Source organism: Streptomyces sp. NPDC051364 (assembly GCF_040682115.1).
In the GTDB taxonomy this organism is placed as follows: Bacteria; Actinomycetota; Actinomycetes; order Streptomycetales; family Streptomycetaceae; genus Streptomyces.
Genome location: NZ_JBFBAH010000012.1, coordinates 70,298 through 85,152, shown reverse-complemented (window position 1 = coordinate 85,152; position 14,855 = coordinate 70,298). Strand labels below are relative to the sequence as shown.

Below are 14,855 nucleotides of genomic sequence, written 5' to 3'. Positions count from 1 at the left end.
GCGACAGCGCGGCGAGGCTCGATCCCCCCGAGCCCCGCCGCGCTGCGTTACGCCCCCGCTCACGGCGAAGGTACCCGGCCCGCACCGGCCGCCCCGTGTCGGCGGTCCGGACCGGGTCCCTGTCCGTTGTCCCCAGTCTGGCGTCCGCGCAGGTGGGGGCCCATCCGCCCGCGTACTCATTTCCGCACCTAGGTACACGTACTCAGGCGGCGGTGGCGCCACCAGTTCTACGCCGTCCCGCCCCACCACGGCACCGCCGATCGGGGGTCATGACGCAGCCTCTCAGCGGTTCCCGCTGACCCGGCCCCGCAGCAGCAGCGACAGCGCCGAGTGCACGTCGTCCAGCGACCGCTCGCTCTGGAACGACTGCCAGTCCAGCGCAGCCACCAGCACCATGCCCACCATCGCGGCAGCCGTCAGCGGCACGTCGATCTCCGCGCTGAGCTCCCCCCGCTCCACACCCTCCCGCAGCACCGTCTCCACGACGGCCACCGCCTCCTGCCGGACCACCATCAGCGTGGACTGCCACGCCCGGTTCGTCCGCCACAGTTCGGCGACGTACAGCTGGGTGAAGGCCGGGTACCGGTCGATGAAGACGAGGCCGGCCCGGATCATCGCGTCGAGTGCCTCGACCCGGCTGCCGCCCCGCTGCTCCGTCTCCTCGGCCGCGGTGCGCAGTGAGGCCGTCAGCAGGCCGACGCCGTGGCGCAGCAGCTCCTCGAAGAGTTCGTTCTTGCTCGCGAAGTTGTAGTAGACGGTGCCCTTCGCGACCCCCGCCCGCTCGGCGATCTCGTCGACCGTGGTCGCGGAGAATCCCTGTTCGGCGATGAGCGTGACGGCCGCCTCGTAGAGCTTCTGGCGCGTCGCCTGCCGGCGGCCGCCGCCGCCGGTACCGGTGCTGCTGGTGTCCATGGCGCTGATTCTCACAGGTCAACCGATCTCTACAGGCTCAGTTCCGGGTGCAGGCGGTCCATCGTCCACACCTGCTTGCCGCGGGCGGCGAGCGAGGTGAGGAGCAGGGAGCCCGCCGTGAAGGCAACCAGGACCGCGCAGCCCACCCAGACCCGGGTGAGGTCGCCGCCGGAGATGAGGCGGCGCAGCCCCTCGACGATGTACGTCATCGGCAGGTACGGGTGGATCCAGTTGAAGAAGGCGGGACTGGTCTCAACGGGGTACGTACCGCCCGCCGAGGTCAGCTGCAGCATCAGCACGACGAGGACCAGGATCCGCCCGGCCGCCCCGAACTTCGCGTTGAGCCACTGGACCATCGCCGCGAAGCAGCCGGTGGCCAGCGCGAGGAAGCCGATGGCCAACGCGGGGTGTGCCATTTCCAGGCCGAGGGCCCAGTGGAGTACGGACATCAGTGCGAGCACCTGCAGAACGCCGATGCCCACCACGGGCAGCCAGCCGGCGAACGCGATCCGCCAGGGCGAGGCGCCGGCGGCCAGGGCGCGCCGGTTCAGCGGTGCGATGAGCATGTAGGCGACCATCGCGCCGACCCAGAGGGAGAGCGGGATGAAGTACGGAGCGAAGCCGGTGCCGTAGTTGGGCGCCTTGTGCAGGGACTGGTTGGCGAGCTTCACCGGGTCGGCCATGACCTGGGTGCGGGCGTCGCGCTGCTGCTGGTCGTAGTCCGGGATCTTGCCGACTCCGTCGTGCAGGCCGCCGGCGAGTTCGCCGGTGCCGTCGACGAGCTTGTACATGCCGCCGTCGAGGCGGTGGGCTCCGTCGCCGAGCTTGCCGACGCCGTCGCCGAGGGCTTCGGAGCCGTCGGCGGCCTTGCCCAGGCCGGTGTGCAGCTGGGCCATGCCGGTGGCGACCTTGTGGGCGCCGGTGTTGAGGGCGTTGGCGTCGGCGACGGCCTGGTCGAGCTTGCCGGAGAGGGAGGGCGCACCCTCGGCGAGCTTGCGGGCCTGCTTCTCCAGGTCGGTGAGCTGCTTGCGCAGGTCGGCCAGATCGCCGCCCGAGTCCTTGACCAGGGTGTCGACGTCGCCGGTGAGCTGGGCGGCCTCGGCGGTGGCGTCCTTCAGCTTCTTCATGTCGGCGCAGGTGGCCGGCAGGGGCTTGGCGGCAGCGCCCGTGCAGGTGCGGGTGTACGTGTCGGCGGCCAGGGCGGCGGCCTGCTTGCTGACCTTGGCTGCGGCGGGGGCCTTCTTGCTGAAGGTTTCGAGGTGGTTGTTGACGACCCGGGCGGTGTCCGCGACGAGCAGCGCGGTGTCGGCGAGCTGCTTGGGGTTGTCCAGGTAGGGGCGGACCTGGGAGGCGGTGCCGTTGATCTTGTCCGCGACCTGCTGGGTGCCGGCGGCGAGGTCCTTCGTACCGGTCTCCAGCTTGCCCGCGGCCGTGTTGAGCTTCGTCAGCCCGCCGGTCAGCTCGCCGTTCTTCTCCTTCGCCGTGTCCAGCCCGTCGGCGAGGTCCTTGGCCCCCTGCTGGGCCTTGCCGGCTCCGTCCTTGAGCTGGTCGGCTCCGTCGGCGGCCTCGGCGGTCTTGTCGTGGAGGTCGGAGAAGGAGACGAAGATCTTGTCGAGGAAGCCGCGGGAGGCGTTGGTGGACGCCGCGGAGCGGACCTCGGAGAAGACGGTGCGCGAGATCGACCCGACGATGTAGTTGTTCGCGTCGTTCGTACGGACCTGCAGGGCGCCGGCGGTGGGGTCTTCACCCGCACTGGAGGCGATCTTCGTGCTGAAGTCGGCGGGCATGGTGAGGGAGAGGTAGTACGTCCCCTTCTCCACTCCCTCGGCCGCCTCTTCGGCGCTGACCTCGCGCCAGTCGAAGGTCTTGCTGTCGTGGAGCTTCCTGGCGATCTCGCCGCCGGCGTCGACGTGTTTGCCGTCGACGGTGGCGCCCTTGTCGGAGTTGACGAGAGCGACGGGCACCTTGTTCAGGTTCTTGTACGGGTCCCAGAAGGAGCACAGGTACAGCGCGCCGTACAGCAGCGGCAGCAGGAGCAGCGCGACGAGAGCGGCCACGGGCAGCTTCCCCCGCCCGAACCGCTTCAGCTCAAGCGCGGCGAGCTTCGGCGAGCGCATCGTCCGTTCCCTTCGTGTCGTCGTCGATGTCGTCGGTGTCGTCGGTCTTGCCGGTGTCTGCGGAGTTCTCGTCGGTGCCGGACGCTGCGGCGTCGGTATCGGCCTTGTCCTCGGCCTTGTCCTCTGCCTCGGCCTCCACGGCTCCCGTGCGCAGGACCGTCACGTCGTCCGGTGCGTCGCTGCACACCGCGAGGACGGTGGTCCCGCGGGCGGCGATCGAGCGGAGCAGGGTCCAGGCCTCGGCGCGTTCGGCGTCCGAGAGCTTGAGGTCCAGGTCGTCGAGGGCCAGCAGCCGCGGCGAGCCCAGCAGGGCGATGGCCACGGACAGCCGGACCGCCTCCAGGCGCTCCAGGTCCCGTATGGAGGTGCGCGGGCCCTTGGGCAGCATGGCGAGGTCCAGCCCGGCGGCGGCCAGGGCGGCGTCGATCCGGGCCTGTGCGCCGGCGCGGCGCTCGCCGCGCGGGCGGAGCAGGGCGCGCACGGGGCCCTCGTAGCGGCGCTGGAGCAGTGCGCCCTCGCGCAACTGCTCGGCGACGGTGAGGGACTGGTCGAGCTCGTTGACCCCGGTGACCGGGCCGAGGGCGGCGATCCGGCGGACCGCGGTCATGTGCTTCGGCAGTCGGTGGCCGGCGATCCCGGCGTGGCCCTCGGTGGCCTTCATGCGTCCGGTGAGGGCGAGGAGCAGGCAGGTCCGCCCGCTGCCGGAGGGACCTTCGACCGCGATGAGCGAGCCGGGCTCCGCGTCGAGGGCCACCCCCCGGAACACCCAGCCGCGCGGGCCCTTGAGTCCGAAGTTCTCGGCTTTGACGGCCGCACCGTGCGGGCTGTCCACGCCGTCCCCCTTCTTTTGAACTGACCGGTCAGTTCAAAAACTAGCACCTTTACGTGCACCACATGGGCACAGGGGGGCAGTTGACCGGACAGACCGGGCAAAACAGCAGGTCAGGGCGATTGTCAGTGGTGGCCGTCACGATGGATGCACGCACAAACACAGACACAGCAGTACGCAACGACAGGAGGTTCGTCATGGCCACACCGTCCCCGTCCCCTGTCCACCCCGTCCCGCGCAGGTCGGCAGCTCCCTCCCCTCCGGCTCCGCCGTGGGGATGTCCCAGGGCCGCGCTCGATCTGCTCGCCAAGGCCCGCACCGGCCTGGCCGAGGCCGCCCGGCTGACCCGGCCCAACGAGCGGTACGCCACCGCCCACCTCGCCGCGCTGCGCACCGCCGCGGCCGTGCTCGCCGCGCGCGGGCGGCCGGAGCCGGTCGGCGCGCGGCGCCGGCCCCGGATCCGCAGCGCGTGGGAGGTACTGCCGGAGATAGCACCGGAGCTGACGGAGTGGAGCGCACTGTTCGCCTCCGGTGCCGACCGCCGGGCGCGGGCCGAGGCGGGGATACGGGATGCGGCGTCGGTCCGGGACGCGGACGATCTGGTGCGTGCCGTGGCGATGTTCCTGCGGCTGGTGGAGCGGATGCTCGCCCTCCAGCCGGCGGCCCCGACGCTGCCGCAGCCCCGTCCCGAGCCTCCGGAGCCTCCGGACGCGGGCTGAGCCGCCCGGGGTGACCTGCGGGACATGCGCCAGGCAATAGGGTGGGGTTCGCATCTCTCCACCCCTGTCGCGCCGAGGAGCCATCAGCCGTGTCGGACACTTCCCGCCCCCGTGCCTCCCTCCGCACCGCCGTGGTGTGGGAGGTCCTCAAGGAGGCGCTCGACCGCCGGGTGAAGGCGACCGGGCGGGACGTGCTGGACGTGCTGGACACCGGCGGCGGCACCGGCAAGTTCGCCGTGCCGGTGGCCCGGCTGGGCCACCGGGTGACCGTGGTGGACCCCAGCCCGAACGCGCTGTTCGGGCTGGAGCGCCGCGTCGCCGAGGCCGGTGTCGCCGACCTGGTGCGCGGGGTGCAGGGCGATGCCCAGGGCCTGCTGGACGTCGTCGAGCGCGACGCGTACGACGTGGTGCTCTGCCACGGCGTGCTCGAGTACGTGGACGACCCGGCCGAGGGCGTGGCCAACGCGGTCGCCGCCCTGCGCCCCGGCGGCACGCTCAGCCTGCTGGGCGCCGGCCTCGGCGGGGCCGTGCTGGCCCGTGCCCTCGCCGGCCACTTCACCGAGGCCCGTACGGCGCTCACCGACCCGGCCGGCCGCTGGGGCGCGGGCGACCCGGTACCGCGCCGCTTCACCGCCGAGCAGCTCACCGAGCTGGTCGGCGGGGCCGGCCTGGAGGTCGGCTCGGTCCACGGAGTCCGCGTCTTCGCCGACCTCGTCCCCGGCGTCCTGGTGGACACCGAGCCGGGCGCGGTCGAGGCACTGCTGCGCCTGGAGGAGGCGGCCGCCGAGCTGCCGGCCTTCCACGCGGTCGCGACCCAACTGCACGTTCTGGGCGAGAAGCGCGCCTGATCTGCGGAGCTTCCGCTCACGGAGTACGCCGGACACCCTCCGATCCGGCGATCGGCCCCGTATGATCGTGCACAGTGACCGGCATGGTGGACCGGCCGTTGGGGAATAAGCGCCTCAATGACCGTCCACCCGGCGGTACGGTTTCGCGCAGGGTTTCGCTCAGGCAGCGCCTTTTCGGGCGGTGCCTTCTCCGGGCAGCGTTTTGGAACCTCGCGTAGAGGGCGGGTATCACGGGGGCGATTCCCCGCCTATCCTGAAGGGGACCCCTGGTCGCTACCCCCCGCGACCGACGGATGAGGAGGACTCCCGTGCCGCTCTCGGAGCACGAGCAGCGAATGCTCGAGCAGATGGAGCGAGCGCTGTACGCCGAAGATCCCAAGTTCGCGACAGCGCTTGAGGGAAGCGGACTGCGTACGTACACCCGGCGACGGGTCTACCAGGCAGTCGCAGGCATTGTGGTGGGTATCGCGCTCCTCATGACCGGTGTGATCATTCCGAACGTACTCTGGGTCAGCGTGGTGGGATTCCTCGTCATGCTCGGCTGTACGGTCCTCGTGGTCACCGGTTGGCGCAAGGCACCCAAGCCTGGCGAGCAGCCCGTCTCCGGCAGTGCAGACGGTTCGGCCCACGGCCGCAACCGACAGCGTCGGTCGATGATGACCCGCATCGAGGAGCGGTGGCAGCGCCGCCGCGACGAGCAGGGGCAGTAGGCCCCCCGCAGACACGGGTGAGGGGACGGCCGCCGCACGGCGACCGTCCCCTCACCGCTCTGCCCCGCCGGTCCGCCCCGTCGGCCTGACTCCCGGATCGCCCCTCCCGCGGCGCGATCCTGCGGCATGATGACCCGGTGAGTGTGCTCCCCCTGGTCTTCACCAGCGGCTGGGCCAGTGGGATCAACGCCTACGCCGTGGTCCTCCTGCTCGGCATCTTCGGCGCGACCGGACTGACCGACGAGGTCCCCGCGTCCCTCCAGCGCACCGACGTGCTCATCGTCGCCGGTGTGCTGTTCCTCTGCGAGGCCGGCGCCGACAAGATCCCGTACGTGGACTCGCTCTGGGACACGGTGCACACCGTGATCCGCCCGGTGGCCGGTGCCGTGGTCGGCGCCCTGCTGGCCGGCCAGAGCGGCTCGCTCTCCGACATCACCGCCGGCGCGATCGGCGGTTCCACCGCGCTGGCCAGCCATTTCGTCAAGGCCGGCACCCGCATGGCCGTCAACACCTCGCCGGAGCCGTTCAGCAACATCGCGCTGAGCACCGCCGAGGACCTGGGCGTGGCCGGCATCGTCACCTTCGCCATGTTCAATCCCCAGGCCGCCGCGATCATCGCGGCCGTCCTGCTGGCCGCAGGTCTGGCCATACTCGTGTTCCTGTGGAGCCGGATCCGCCGCTTCCTGCGCCGCCGGGCCCAGCGCCGCGAGGAGAAAAGGCTCGCCGCCGAGGAGCGCGAGGCGGCCCCGCGGGCCGCGGTGCCACCCCGCTGACCTCCCGCGATCCCGCTCGGTAGGGTCATCCGCATGGCACGAATTGCGGTGATCGGCGCCGGCATGGGCGCGATGGCTACGGCGGCCCGGCTGGCCGTGGCAGGGCACCAGGTGACGGTGTACGAGCGCGGGTCCGCGTACGGCGGCTCCGTCGGCCGGTACGAGCGCGACGGTTTCGTCTTCGACACCGGGCCCGGGCTGCTGCACCTGCCCGCCGTCTACCGCGACCTGTTCGTCAAGACCGGCAAGCGGCCCCTGGAGGACTGCGTCGAGCTCGTCCAGGTCGACCCGGCCGTCCGGCACGTCCTGGCCGACGGGACAGCGGTCACCCTCCCGGGCGGCTCGCGCGGCGGCGCCGCCGCCGTCCTCGACCAGGCCTTCGGCGCGGGCGCCGGGGACCGCTGGAACGGGGTCCTGGGCCGCGCCCGGGACGCCTGGAATGCGACCCGCCGCCCCCTGCTGGAGGAGCCGCTGCGCCCCGACTGGCAGGTGCTGGGCGGCGATCCGTACCCCGCGCTCCGCAAGAGCGGCCTGCTGCGCCGCCGCCCGCCGACCCTCGCCGAGGTGGCCGGGCGCGAGCTGGGCGGGGAGCTCGGCGAGCTGCTGGCCGCCCGGGTGCGTGCGTACGGGATCGACCCCGCCACCGCGCCCGCCGCGGCGGCCGTGCTCCCGTACATGGAGCAGACCTTCGGCAGCTGGTACGTGCGCGGCGGGATGCGGGAGCTGGCCACCGCCCTGTACGAGCGCTGCCGCGAGCGGAAGGTCGCCTTCGTCTTCGATGCGCCGGTCCGGGAGGTCCTGGAGCGGGACGGCCGGGCGGCCGGGCTGCTGCTGGCCGACGGCTCCGAGGCCGCCGCCGACCTCGTGGTCTGCGGGGTCGACCCGCGACAGCTGGGGACCCCGCTGCCGGCCGGCGGCGCCCCGGCCCGCGGACCGGGGGTGGCCGGCCGGCTGACCGTGCTGCTCGCGCTGCGCGGCGCCCGCCCCGCGGACACCGTCCACCGCACTCTGGTCCACTCCCCCGCCGCCCAGCTGACGGTGCTGCGCCCCGACGACCCGGCCGTCCGGCCCGACGCGGACCACGAGGCGGTCACCGTGAGCGCCGTCTGCGGCCCTGAGGGTGCCTCTGCGCCGCGCGTGGAGGAGCTGCTGGACCTGGCCGCCCGGGCCGTGCCCGGGCTGCGCGAGCGGCTGCTGTGGACGCAGACGCGTACGCCCGCGGACGTCGAGGCGGCCACCGGCGCGCAGGGCGGAGCGGTGCCGCCGCCCGCCCTCGCCGGAGCCGGCGGCCGGATGCTCTACCCCGCCAACACCACTGCCCTGCCGGGGCTGTTCCTCGCGGGTGGCTGGGCGCACCCCGGCGGCGGGCTGGCGCACGCCGGGATGACCGGGGCCCTGGTGGCCGGACTCATCGTGGAGGGCGCGGAGTTCCGCGGATCCCAGTGACACGGACGCCCCCGGGGAAGGGACCCCGGGGGCGCTCGCCCTGCTTCACGGCCTGCGCGGCCTCTTCGGCCTCACGGCCTCAGTAGCGGTACTGCTCGTACTCGCCGGAGCCCTGGTACGGGTACTCCTGCGGCTGTTGCTGCGGGTACGGCTGCTGCTCGTCCCCCGGGTAGGGATGGGCGGCCCCGTCGGTGGACCGCTGCTGCGGCACCCACACCCCGCCCGGCGGGGTGTCCATGGAGTACTGCTGCTGCCCGCCCGCGCTCGCGTACGGGTCGGCGGAGTAGCCGGCGTACGGGGTGTAGTCGTACGGCTGTTGCGGGATGACGGCCCCGCCGGTGCCGATGTACGGGTCGGAGTAGGCGGCGTAGACCTGCTGTTCGCCGCCGGTCGGGTAGCCCGCGGAGTAGTCGTAGCCGCCCTGGGTCTGCGGCTCGTAGGCCTGCCCGTCGTAGTACGCCGCGTACTGGTGGGCGTCCTGCTCGGCCGTGGAGTACGGCGAGGCGAACGCCGCCGTCTGCCCCGCGTCGGCGGTGGGCGCGAAGCTCTGTATCCCGTACGACCCGGTGTCCTCGGGCAGCGGCTCCGGGCTGTAGAACTCCTCGGTCGCGGCATGGAACTGCGGCTCCGGCTGCTCCTTGCCGGACGCGTCGGGCGTGTCGGCGTCCACGGCCGTCCCGTCGGACCCGTACTCCAGCCCGGTCACCTGCAGCGCGGGCTCGGGGCGCGGACTGCCCGCCCGGCGGCGCCGGTTCTGCCGTACGGGCTCGCCGCCCCGGCGCAGCGCCCAGCCGGCCTCGAAGCCCTTGCGGAAGGAGAGCGTCACCAGGGTCTGGCCCAGGGCGAACGCGGCCGCGCCGACGCCGATGACGAGCACCGACGGCAGCACGACTCCGGCAACCACCCCGAGGAACCCGGCGAACGCGAGCAGGCGCCAGCGCAGCCGGGCCTTGTACTGCATCAGGACCTCGGCAAGCAGCCACAGCGCGACGAAACCGAACGCGATGTAGAGGACCGTCATTCCCATGCGTGGCACCTCTCGGTACGGCCGCCCCGCCCAGGAAAACGGGAGCCGGCCGATCAGGCCCGCTGGTGCAGGCCCAGGTTCTCGTAGATCTCGAGAGTCGCCGTGGAATTGTTCAGCGTGATGAAGTGCAGCCCCGGTACACCCTCGGACAGCAGCCGCGCGCAGAACTCCGTGGCGAACTCAATCCCAATGGAGCGTACAGCGGCCGGATCGTCCTTGACGGCGAGCATGCGCTCTTTCACGGCTGCGGGGAAGACTGCGTTACTGAGTTGTGGCAACCGGTCGAGCTGCTTGATGCCCACAACAGGCATGACCTCGGGGATGATCGGGGTCTCGCAGCCCGCCTTCTCGGCGCTGTCGCGCAGCCGCTGATAATTCTCCGGATCGAAGAACATCTGGGTGATCGCATAGTCGGCGCCGGCGCGACACTTGTCCACGAAGTGATGGATGTCCGTGTCCCAGTCCGCCGAGCGCGGGTGCATCTCGGGGAAGGCCGCGACGCCCACGCAGAAGTCGCCTGACTCCTTGAGCAGCCGGACCAGGTCGGCGGCGTAGTGCACGCCCTCGGGGTGCGCCACCCACGGGCCCATGGGGTCGCCCGGCGGGTCGCCGCGCACGGCGAGCATGTTGCGGATGCCGGCGTCGGCGAACTGACCGATCACATTGCGCAGCTCGGCGATGGAGTGGTCGACCGCGGTGAGGTGCGCGACGGGGGTCAGGGTGGTGTCGGCGGCGATCTGCTGGGTGGCCTTGACGGTACCGCCGCGGGTGGAGCCGCCGGCCCCGTAGGTCACGGAGACGAAGCTCGGGCCCACCGCCTCGATCCGGCGCAGCGCGTTCCAGAGGTTGCGCTCGCCCTTCTCCGTCTTGGGGGCCCAGAACTCGAAGGAGTACGACGGGCTCCCGGACGCCAGCAGGTCACGGACCGTGCGTGCACGGTCCGTACGGGTGGAAGCGGTACCAAGAGCCATACGGGCAGGTTAGACGCGCCTTCGCGGTCACCGAAGCCGTGTCCGCCTTTTGGACACGTTTTTGGACACCTCTACGGACGCGCATGTCGACACGTATGGCTTCCGCCTACGCGCGGACGGCTACGCGCAGACGCGCTCCCGGACCCGCTTGGCCAGATCGGCGGCGGCCGCACCCGGGTCGGAGGCCTCGGTGAGGGCGCGGACGACCACGATGCGGGTGGCTCCGGCGTCGAGGACCTCGTCGAGGTTGCCTGCCTCGATGCCGCCGATGGCGAACCAGGGGCGGGCCTGCGCCAACGAGGCCGCGTACCGGACCAGCCCGAGGCCGGGGGCGTACCGGCCGGGCTTGGTGGGGGTGGGCCAGCAGGGGCCGGTGCAGAAGTAGTCCACGCCCGGCTCGGCGACGGCGACGTCGACCTCGGACTCGGCGTGGCAGGACCGGCCGAAGAGCACCCCGTCGCCGAGGATCGCGCGGGCGGCGGGCACGGGGATGTCGCCCTGACCCAGGTGCAGGACGTCGGAGCCGATGGCGTGGGCGACGTCGGCGCGGTCGTTCACCGCGAGGAGCCTGCCGTGCCGGCGGGCGGCGTCGGCGAACACCTGGAGGTGTTCGAGCTCCTCGCCCGCCTCCATGCCCTTGTCCCGGAGCTGGACGATGTCCACGCCCCCGGCCAGGACCGCGTCGAGGAACTCGGGGAGGTCCCCCTGCCGCTTGCGGGCGTCCGTGCACAGGTAGAGCCGGGCATCGGACAGCTGGGCGTTCGCGGACATGGGTACCCCCGGGGTGGAAGCGGTGCACGGGCCGTCCAGGGCCCGTGCACCGCGGATGGATCAGGCGGCTCGGATCACCCGGGCCGCCGGGGTGCTCCGGCGCTCCGGCGGCCCGGGGCTCGGGTCGCTCGGGTCAGAGGGCGAGCGCCTGAGCGCGGCGCTTCACCTCCGTGCCGCGATTCTCGCTCAGCGCCTGGACGGGGGTGCCGGGCAGGGTCGGGTCCGGGGTGAACAGCCACTCCAGGATCTCCTCGTCGGAGAAGCCGTCGTCGCGGAGCACGGTCAGCAGGCCGACCAGGCCCTTGACGATCTTGTCGCCGTCGATGAAGGGGGCGGGCACCTGGAGCGAACGGTTCTCGCCCCGGCGTACGGCGATCAGCTGACCTTCCTTGACCAGCTGGCGGACCCGGGTCACTTCGATGTCGAGCATCTCGGCGATGTCGGGGACGTACAGCCAGGCGGGGACAAGGGCATCGATCTTTGCGTCAATCTCGGTCACGGGCACAAGCCTGCCACCTCGGACCGACACCCGGTACCCGAGCCGACCCGTCCGGGTCCCCGGACCCCCTCCGCACCCGGCTCGTACCGTGCTAGACCAGCGCCGATTTCAGCGGGACCGCGGGATCGGCGACCTTGGCCGGATCCACCGGGGCCCCCGTCTCGATCAGCTTCCGCCCCTGCGCCAGATCCCGCGGCCGGCCCACCGCCAGGACCGCGACCAACGCCCCGGCCCGGAGCCAGCACACCGACCACGCCGCCTCGGCGGGGTCCCCGCGCCACATCAGCTCGTCCGCCCCCGCGTGGTGTCCCGCGTACTGCACGAAGCGCCCGAACTGCTCCGACCAGAAGTACGGCACCGGGTCGTAGACCTGCACCGCAGCCCCCGCCACGATGTTCGCCGCGACCACGCGCGGCCCCTGCAGGGCGTTGTCCCAGTGGTGCACCAGCAGCCGCGCCCCGTAGCGCCCCGACGGGAACGACGCGCAGTCGCCGACCGCGTACACCCCGGGCAGGGAGGTCCGCAGGTACGCGTCCGCCGTGACCGAGCCGTCCGGCCCGAGCCCGACCCCCGAGTCCGCCAGCCACCGGGTGGCGGGCCGGGCCCCGATGCCCACGACCACCGCGCCGGCCGGCAGCTCCCGGCCGTCCGCGAGCAGCACCCGCCCGGACTCCACCGAGGCCACCTTGGCGCCGGTCAGCAGGGCGGCCCCGGCCTCCTCGTACCAGCGGGCCATCGGGGCCGCGACCTCCGCCGGCAGCGCCCCGGCCAGCACCCGGTCCGCCGCCTCGACCACGGTCACCGCGCAGCCCGCCTCGCGCGCCGCGGTGGCGAACTCGGCGCCGATCCAGCCCGCCCCGACGACCACGGTCGCCGGCGCCTGGGCCAGCACCGGGCGCAGCCGGGCCGCGTCGTCCAGGGTGCGCAGCAGGTGCACGCCCTGGACGCCCTCGGACCCGGGCAGGGTCAGCGGTTCGGCGCCGGTCGCCAGGACGAGCACCTCGTACGGGACCGGTCCCGCCTCGGTGTCCAGCTCGCGCTCGGCGGCCCGCAGCCCCGTGACCTCCACCCCGAGCCGGAGCTCGATGCCCAGCCCCTCGAAGTCCACGTCGAAGGCGGAGTCCTCGGCCTTGCCGAGCAGCACCGCCTTGGACAGTGGGGGCCGGTCGTACGGCTGGTGGGGCTCGGCGCCCAGCAGGGTCACGGGGCCGCTCCAGCCCTGCTCCCGCAGCGCGACCGCGGTCTGCACCCCGGCCATTCCGGCGCCGACGATGACGACGCCGCCGCTCTGTGTCTGTTCCGTCTGCTCGCTCACACCGCCCAGCCTAGCGATCTGACACTCCGTCAGTAACGGCACTCCGCCAGAACCGCGGAACGGGCGCTCCTGGGCCGTCCGGGTGACCTGTTGTCGGTTGGTTCGTCGATCTGACCGATGGCGCCGACCGGACAGGGGTGGGTGTTGTGGGTTCGGCGGCATTGTCCACAGGGCAAGGCGACGGAGGCGCCGCCCCCACGCGACCGGAGTGATCGCGTGGGGCATCGGACCGCCCAGGCCGCGCCCCGCAACCCCGGACGGGAGCCGTCCGCCCGCACCGGACCACCGCCCGGAACGGTGAACCCGACGGGGACGCGAACACGGCAACCCAGCCCATCCGACACCGTCCGGGACGAGCGCAGCGAGCGGGAGCAGGTCTACGACTCGCTCCCGCTCGCCGAATAGGAACGGTTAGTCTGGCCGTCGTACCTATCGCGGGAGTCCGGGCGTACCGGGCTGAGAGGGAGGCTGGACGGCCTCCGACCGTACGAACCTGATCCGGGTCATGCCGGCGAAGGGAGGGGCTGGACGCCCATGCACTCATCTCGGAAGGGATCCGCCAGGGGATCCGACGTCCTCGTCATCGGGGGCGGAATCATCGGCCTCGTCACCGCCTGGCGGGCGGCCCGGCGCGGGTTGCGGACCGTGCTCGCCGATCCGGCACCCGGCGGCGGCGCCGCACAGGTCGCGGCCGGCATGCTCGCCGCCGTCACCGAGCTGCACTACGGCGAGGAGACCCTGCTGGGCCTCAATCTCGCCTCCGCCGCCCGCTACCCGGAGTTCGCCGCCGAGCTGGCCGACGCCAGCGGCGGGACGGACATCGGCTACCGCGCCTGCGGCACGCTCGCCGTGGCCCTCGACGCCGACGACCGGCTCCACCTGCGCGAGCTGCACGCCCTGCAGCGGCGCTGCGGCCTGGAGTCCGAGTGGCTCACCGGCCGCGAGTGCCGCCGCCTGGAGCCGATGCTGGCCCCGGGCGTACGCGGCGGCCTGCGCGTGGACGGCGACCACCAGGTCGACCCGCGCCGGCTGGCGGCCGCACTGCTGGCAGCCTGCGAGGGCGCCGGCGTGGAGATCCGCCGGGCGAACGCGGAGCGGCTGCTCACCACCGCCGACCGGGCCACCGGCGCACTGCTGGACGACGGTACGGAGCTGCGCGCCGACCAGGTGGTGCTGGCCGCGGGCTCGCTCAGCGGCCGGCTGGCCGGCGTACCGGCGGACGTGCTGCCTCCCGTACGGCCGGTCAAGGGCCAGGTGCTGCGGCTCGCGGTGCCTGCGGCGTACGCGCCGTTCCTGTCGCGGACGGTACGGGCGGTGGTCCGCGGCAGCCACGTGTACCTGGTGCCGCGCGAGAACGGCGAGCTCGTCATCGGCGCCACCAGCGAGGAACTCGGCTGGGACACCACGGTCACCGCGGGCGGCGTGTACGAACTCCTGCGCGACGCCCATGAGTTGGTGCCCGGCATCACCGAACTGCCGCTGACCGAGACCTGCGCGGGGCTGCGGCCCGGCTCTCCGGACAACGCCCCGCTGCTCGGCCCGACCGAACTGCCCGGTCTGCACCTGGCCACCGGGCACTACCGCAACGGGGTGCTGCTGACCCCGCTCACCGGCGACGTGATGGCGGAGCTGCTGACCACCGGTGCGCTCCCGGAGATCGCCCGCCCGTTCACCCCGCGCCGCTTCAGCGCTGCACGTCAGGAGTCGTACGCATGACCATCTCCGTCAACGGCGAGCCGCGCGAGGTCGCGGCCGGCACCACCCTCGACGCGGTGGTCGCCATCCTGACCGCGGCCCCGTCCGGCGTCGCGGCCGCACTCAACGAGACTGTGGTCCCGCGCGGGCAGTGGCCGCTCACGCCGGTGGGCGAGGGCGACCGGGTCGAGATCCTCACCGCCGTGCAGGGAGGCTGAGCGCG

At 72.9% G+C, this 14,855-nt stretch carries 15 protein-coding genes and 1 riboswitch; of the genes, 7 read left to right on the top strand and 8 right to left on the bottom strand.

Features of this window, described 5'->3' with window-relative positions:
- Window positions 1-282: 282 nt before the first annotated feature.
- Genes AB0M76_RS24680 through AB0M76_RS24670 form a run of 3 tightly spaced genes read right to left on the bottom strand, consistent with a single transcriptional unit; the run spans window position 283 to window position 3,861 of the window.
- Entirely contained in the window at window positions 283-912 is a 630-nt protein-coding gene (locus tag AB0M76_RS24680) for a TetR/AcrR family transcriptional regulator (RefSeq protein WP_053785194.1), read from the bottom strand.
- A 29-nt stretch (window positions 913-941) separates the two neighbouring features.
- Window positions 942-3,029 (bottom strand): YhgE/Pip domain-containing protein, encoded by a 2,088-nt coding sequence (locus AB0M76_RS24675; protein WP_365954917.1) that lies wholly within the window; start codon window positions 3,027-3,029, stop codon window positions 942-944.
- Window positions 3,001-3,861 carry an ATP-binding cassette domain-containing protein gene (locus AB0M76_RS24670; protein ID WP_365954916.1) on the bottom strand — a complete coding sequence of 287 codons (861 nt, stop codon included), beginning with the start codon at window positions 3,859-3,861 and terminating at the stop codon, window positions 3,001-3,003. The genes AB0M76_RS24675 and AB0M76_RS24670 overlap by 29 nt, the downstream gene beginning before the upstream one ends.
- Window positions 3,862-4,055: 194 nt before the next feature.
- On the opposite strand from AB0M76_RS24670, the gene AB0M76_RS24665 reads away from it, so the two are divergent.
- The 5 genes from AB0M76_RS24665 to AB0M76_RS24645 all read left to right on the top strand — a co-directional run bounded on the left by AB0M76_RS24665 (window position 4,056) and on the right by AB0M76_RS24645 (window position 8,354).
- A complete protein-coding gene (locus AB0M76_RS24665) occupies window positions 4,056-4,577 on the top strand; it encodes an SAV_6107 family HEPN domain-containing protein (protein ID WP_365954915.1) in 522 nt (173 codons plus the stop codon).
- Between the two features lie 89 nt (window positions 4,578-4,666).
- Complete coding sequence (locus AB0M76_RS24660) at window positions 4,667-5,425, top strand: methyltransferase (RefSeq protein WP_365954914.1); 759 nt, start codon at window positions 4,667-4,669, stop codon at window positions 5,423-5,425.
- A 308-nt stretch (window positions 5,426-5,733) separates the two neighbouring features.
- Window positions 5,734-6,135, top strand: a complete 402-nt coding sequence (locus AB0M76_RS24655; RefSeq protein WP_266667835.1) for a DUF3040 domain-containing protein — start codon at window positions 5,734-5,736, stop codon at window positions 6,133-6,135.
- 137 nt (window positions 6,136-6,272) lie between these two features.
- Complete coding sequence (locus tag AB0M76_RS24650; protein ID WP_365954913.1) at window positions 6,273-6,908, top strand: DUF4126 domain-containing protein; 636 nt, start codon at window positions 6,273-6,275, stop codon at window positions 6,906-6,908.
- Window positions 6,909-6,941: 33 nt separating this feature from the next.
- Window positions 6,942-8,354 (top strand): NAD(P)/FAD-dependent oxidoreductase, encoded by a 1,413-nt coding sequence (locus AB0M76_RS24645; RefSeq protein WP_365954912.1) that lies wholly within the window; start codon window positions 6,942-6,944, stop codon window positions 8,352-8,354.
- A gap of 79 nt (window positions 8,355-8,433) precedes the next feature.
- Here AB0M76_RS24645 and AB0M76_RS24640 read toward each other — a convergent pair whose 3' ends face one another.
- The 5 genes from AB0M76_RS24640 to AB0M76_RS24620 form a co-directional block, all read right to left on the bottom strand.
- Window positions 8,434-9,381: a hypothetical protein gene (locus AB0M76_RS24640; protein WP_365954911.1), complete on the bottom strand. Its 948-nt coding sequence runs from the start codon at window positions 9,379-9,381 to the stop codon at window positions 8,434-8,436.
- A 53-nt stretch (window positions 9,382-9,434) separates the two neighbouring features.
- Window positions 9,435-10,352, bottom strand: a complete 918-nt coding sequence (metF, locus tag AB0M76_RS24635) for a methylenetetrahydrofolate reductase [NAD(P)H] (RefSeq protein WP_365954910.1) — start codon at window positions 10,350-10,352, stop codon at window positions 9,435-9,437.
- A gap of 120 nt (window positions 10,353-10,472) precedes the next feature.
- Complete coding sequence (thiE, locus tag AB0M76_RS24630) at window positions 10,473-11,123, bottom strand: thiamine phosphate synthase (RefSeq protein ID WP_365954909.1); 651 nt, start codon at window positions 11,121-11,123, stop codon at window positions 10,473-10,475.
- Window positions 11,124-11,256: 133 nt separating this feature from the next.
- On the bottom strand, window positions 11,257-11,622 hold the full coding sequence (locus AB0M76_RS24625) for an Rv2175c family DNA-binding protein (protein ID WP_030156038.1): 366 nt from the start codon (window positions 11,620-11,622) through the stop codon (window positions 11,257-11,259).
- A gap of 91 nt (window positions 11,623-11,713) precedes the next feature.
- A complete protein-coding gene (locus tag AB0M76_RS24620) occupies window positions 11,714-12,937 on the bottom strand; it encodes an FAD-dependent oxidoreductase (protein ID WP_365954908.1) in 1,224 nt (407 codons plus the stop codon).
- Between the two features lie 424 nt (window positions 12,938-13,361).
- A riboswitch (TPP riboswitch) is annotated at window positions 13,362-13,474 on the top strand.
- Here AB0M76_RS24620 and thiO point away from each other — a divergent pair.
- Window positions 13,472-14,653 (top strand): glycine oxidase ThiO, encoded by a 1,182-nt coding sequence (gene thiO / locus AB0M76_RS24615; RefSeq protein ID WP_365954907.1) that lies wholly within the window; start codon window positions 13,472-13,474, stop codon window positions 14,651-14,653. (Overlaps the previous riboswitch by 3 nt.)
- Window positions 14,650-14,850 carry a sulfur carrier protein ThiS gene (gene thiS, locus AB0M76_RS24610; protein WP_053785183.1) on the top strand — a complete coding sequence of 67 codons (201 nt, stop codon included), beginning with the start codon at window positions 14,650-14,652 and terminating at the stop codon, window positions 14,848-14,850. Before thiO ends, thiS begins: the two co-directional genes overlap by 4 nt.
- The last annotated feature ends 5 nt before the right edge of the window (window positions 14,851-14,855 follow it).

Excerpts from the sequence above, each read along its gene's own strand:
- metF (WP_365954910.1), bottom strand. The coding sequence starts at position 10,352 with ATGGCTCTTGGTACCGCTTCCACCCGTACGGACCGTGCACGCACGGTC.
- AB0M76_RS24640 (WP_365954911.1), bottom strand. The coding sequence starts at position 9,381 with ATGGGAATGACGGTCCTCTACATCGCGTTCGGTTTCGTCGCGCTGTGG.
- thiO (WP_365954907.1), top strand. The coding sequence starts at position 13,472 with ATGCACTCATCTCGGAAGGGATCCGCCAGGGGATCCGACGTCCTCGTC.
- thiE (WP_365954909.1), bottom strand. The coding sequence starts at position 11,123 with ATGTCCGCGAACGCCCAGCTGTCCGATGCCCGGCTCTACCTGTGCACG.
- AB0M76_RS24665 (WP_365954915.1), top strand. The coding sequence starts at position 4,056 with ATGGCCACACCGTCCCCGTCCCCTGTCCACCCCGTCCCGCGCAGGTCG.
- AB0M76_RS24680 (WP_053785194.1), bottom strand. The coding sequence starts at position 912 with ATGGACACCAGCAGCACCGGTACCGGCGGCGGCGGCCGCCGGCAGGCG.
- thiS (WP_053785183.1), top strand. The coding sequence starts at position 14,650 with ATGACCATCTCCGTCAACGGCGAGCCGCGCGAGGTCGCGGCCGGCACC.
- AB0M76_RS24645 (WP_365954912.1), top strand. The coding sequence starts at position 6,942 with ATGGCACGAATTGCGGTGATCGGCGCCGGCATGGGCGCGATGGCTACG.
- AB0M76_RS24675 (WP_365954917.1), bottom strand. The coding sequence starts at position 3,029 with ATGCGCTCGCCGAAGCTCGCCGCGCTTGAGCTGAAGCGGTTCGGGCGG.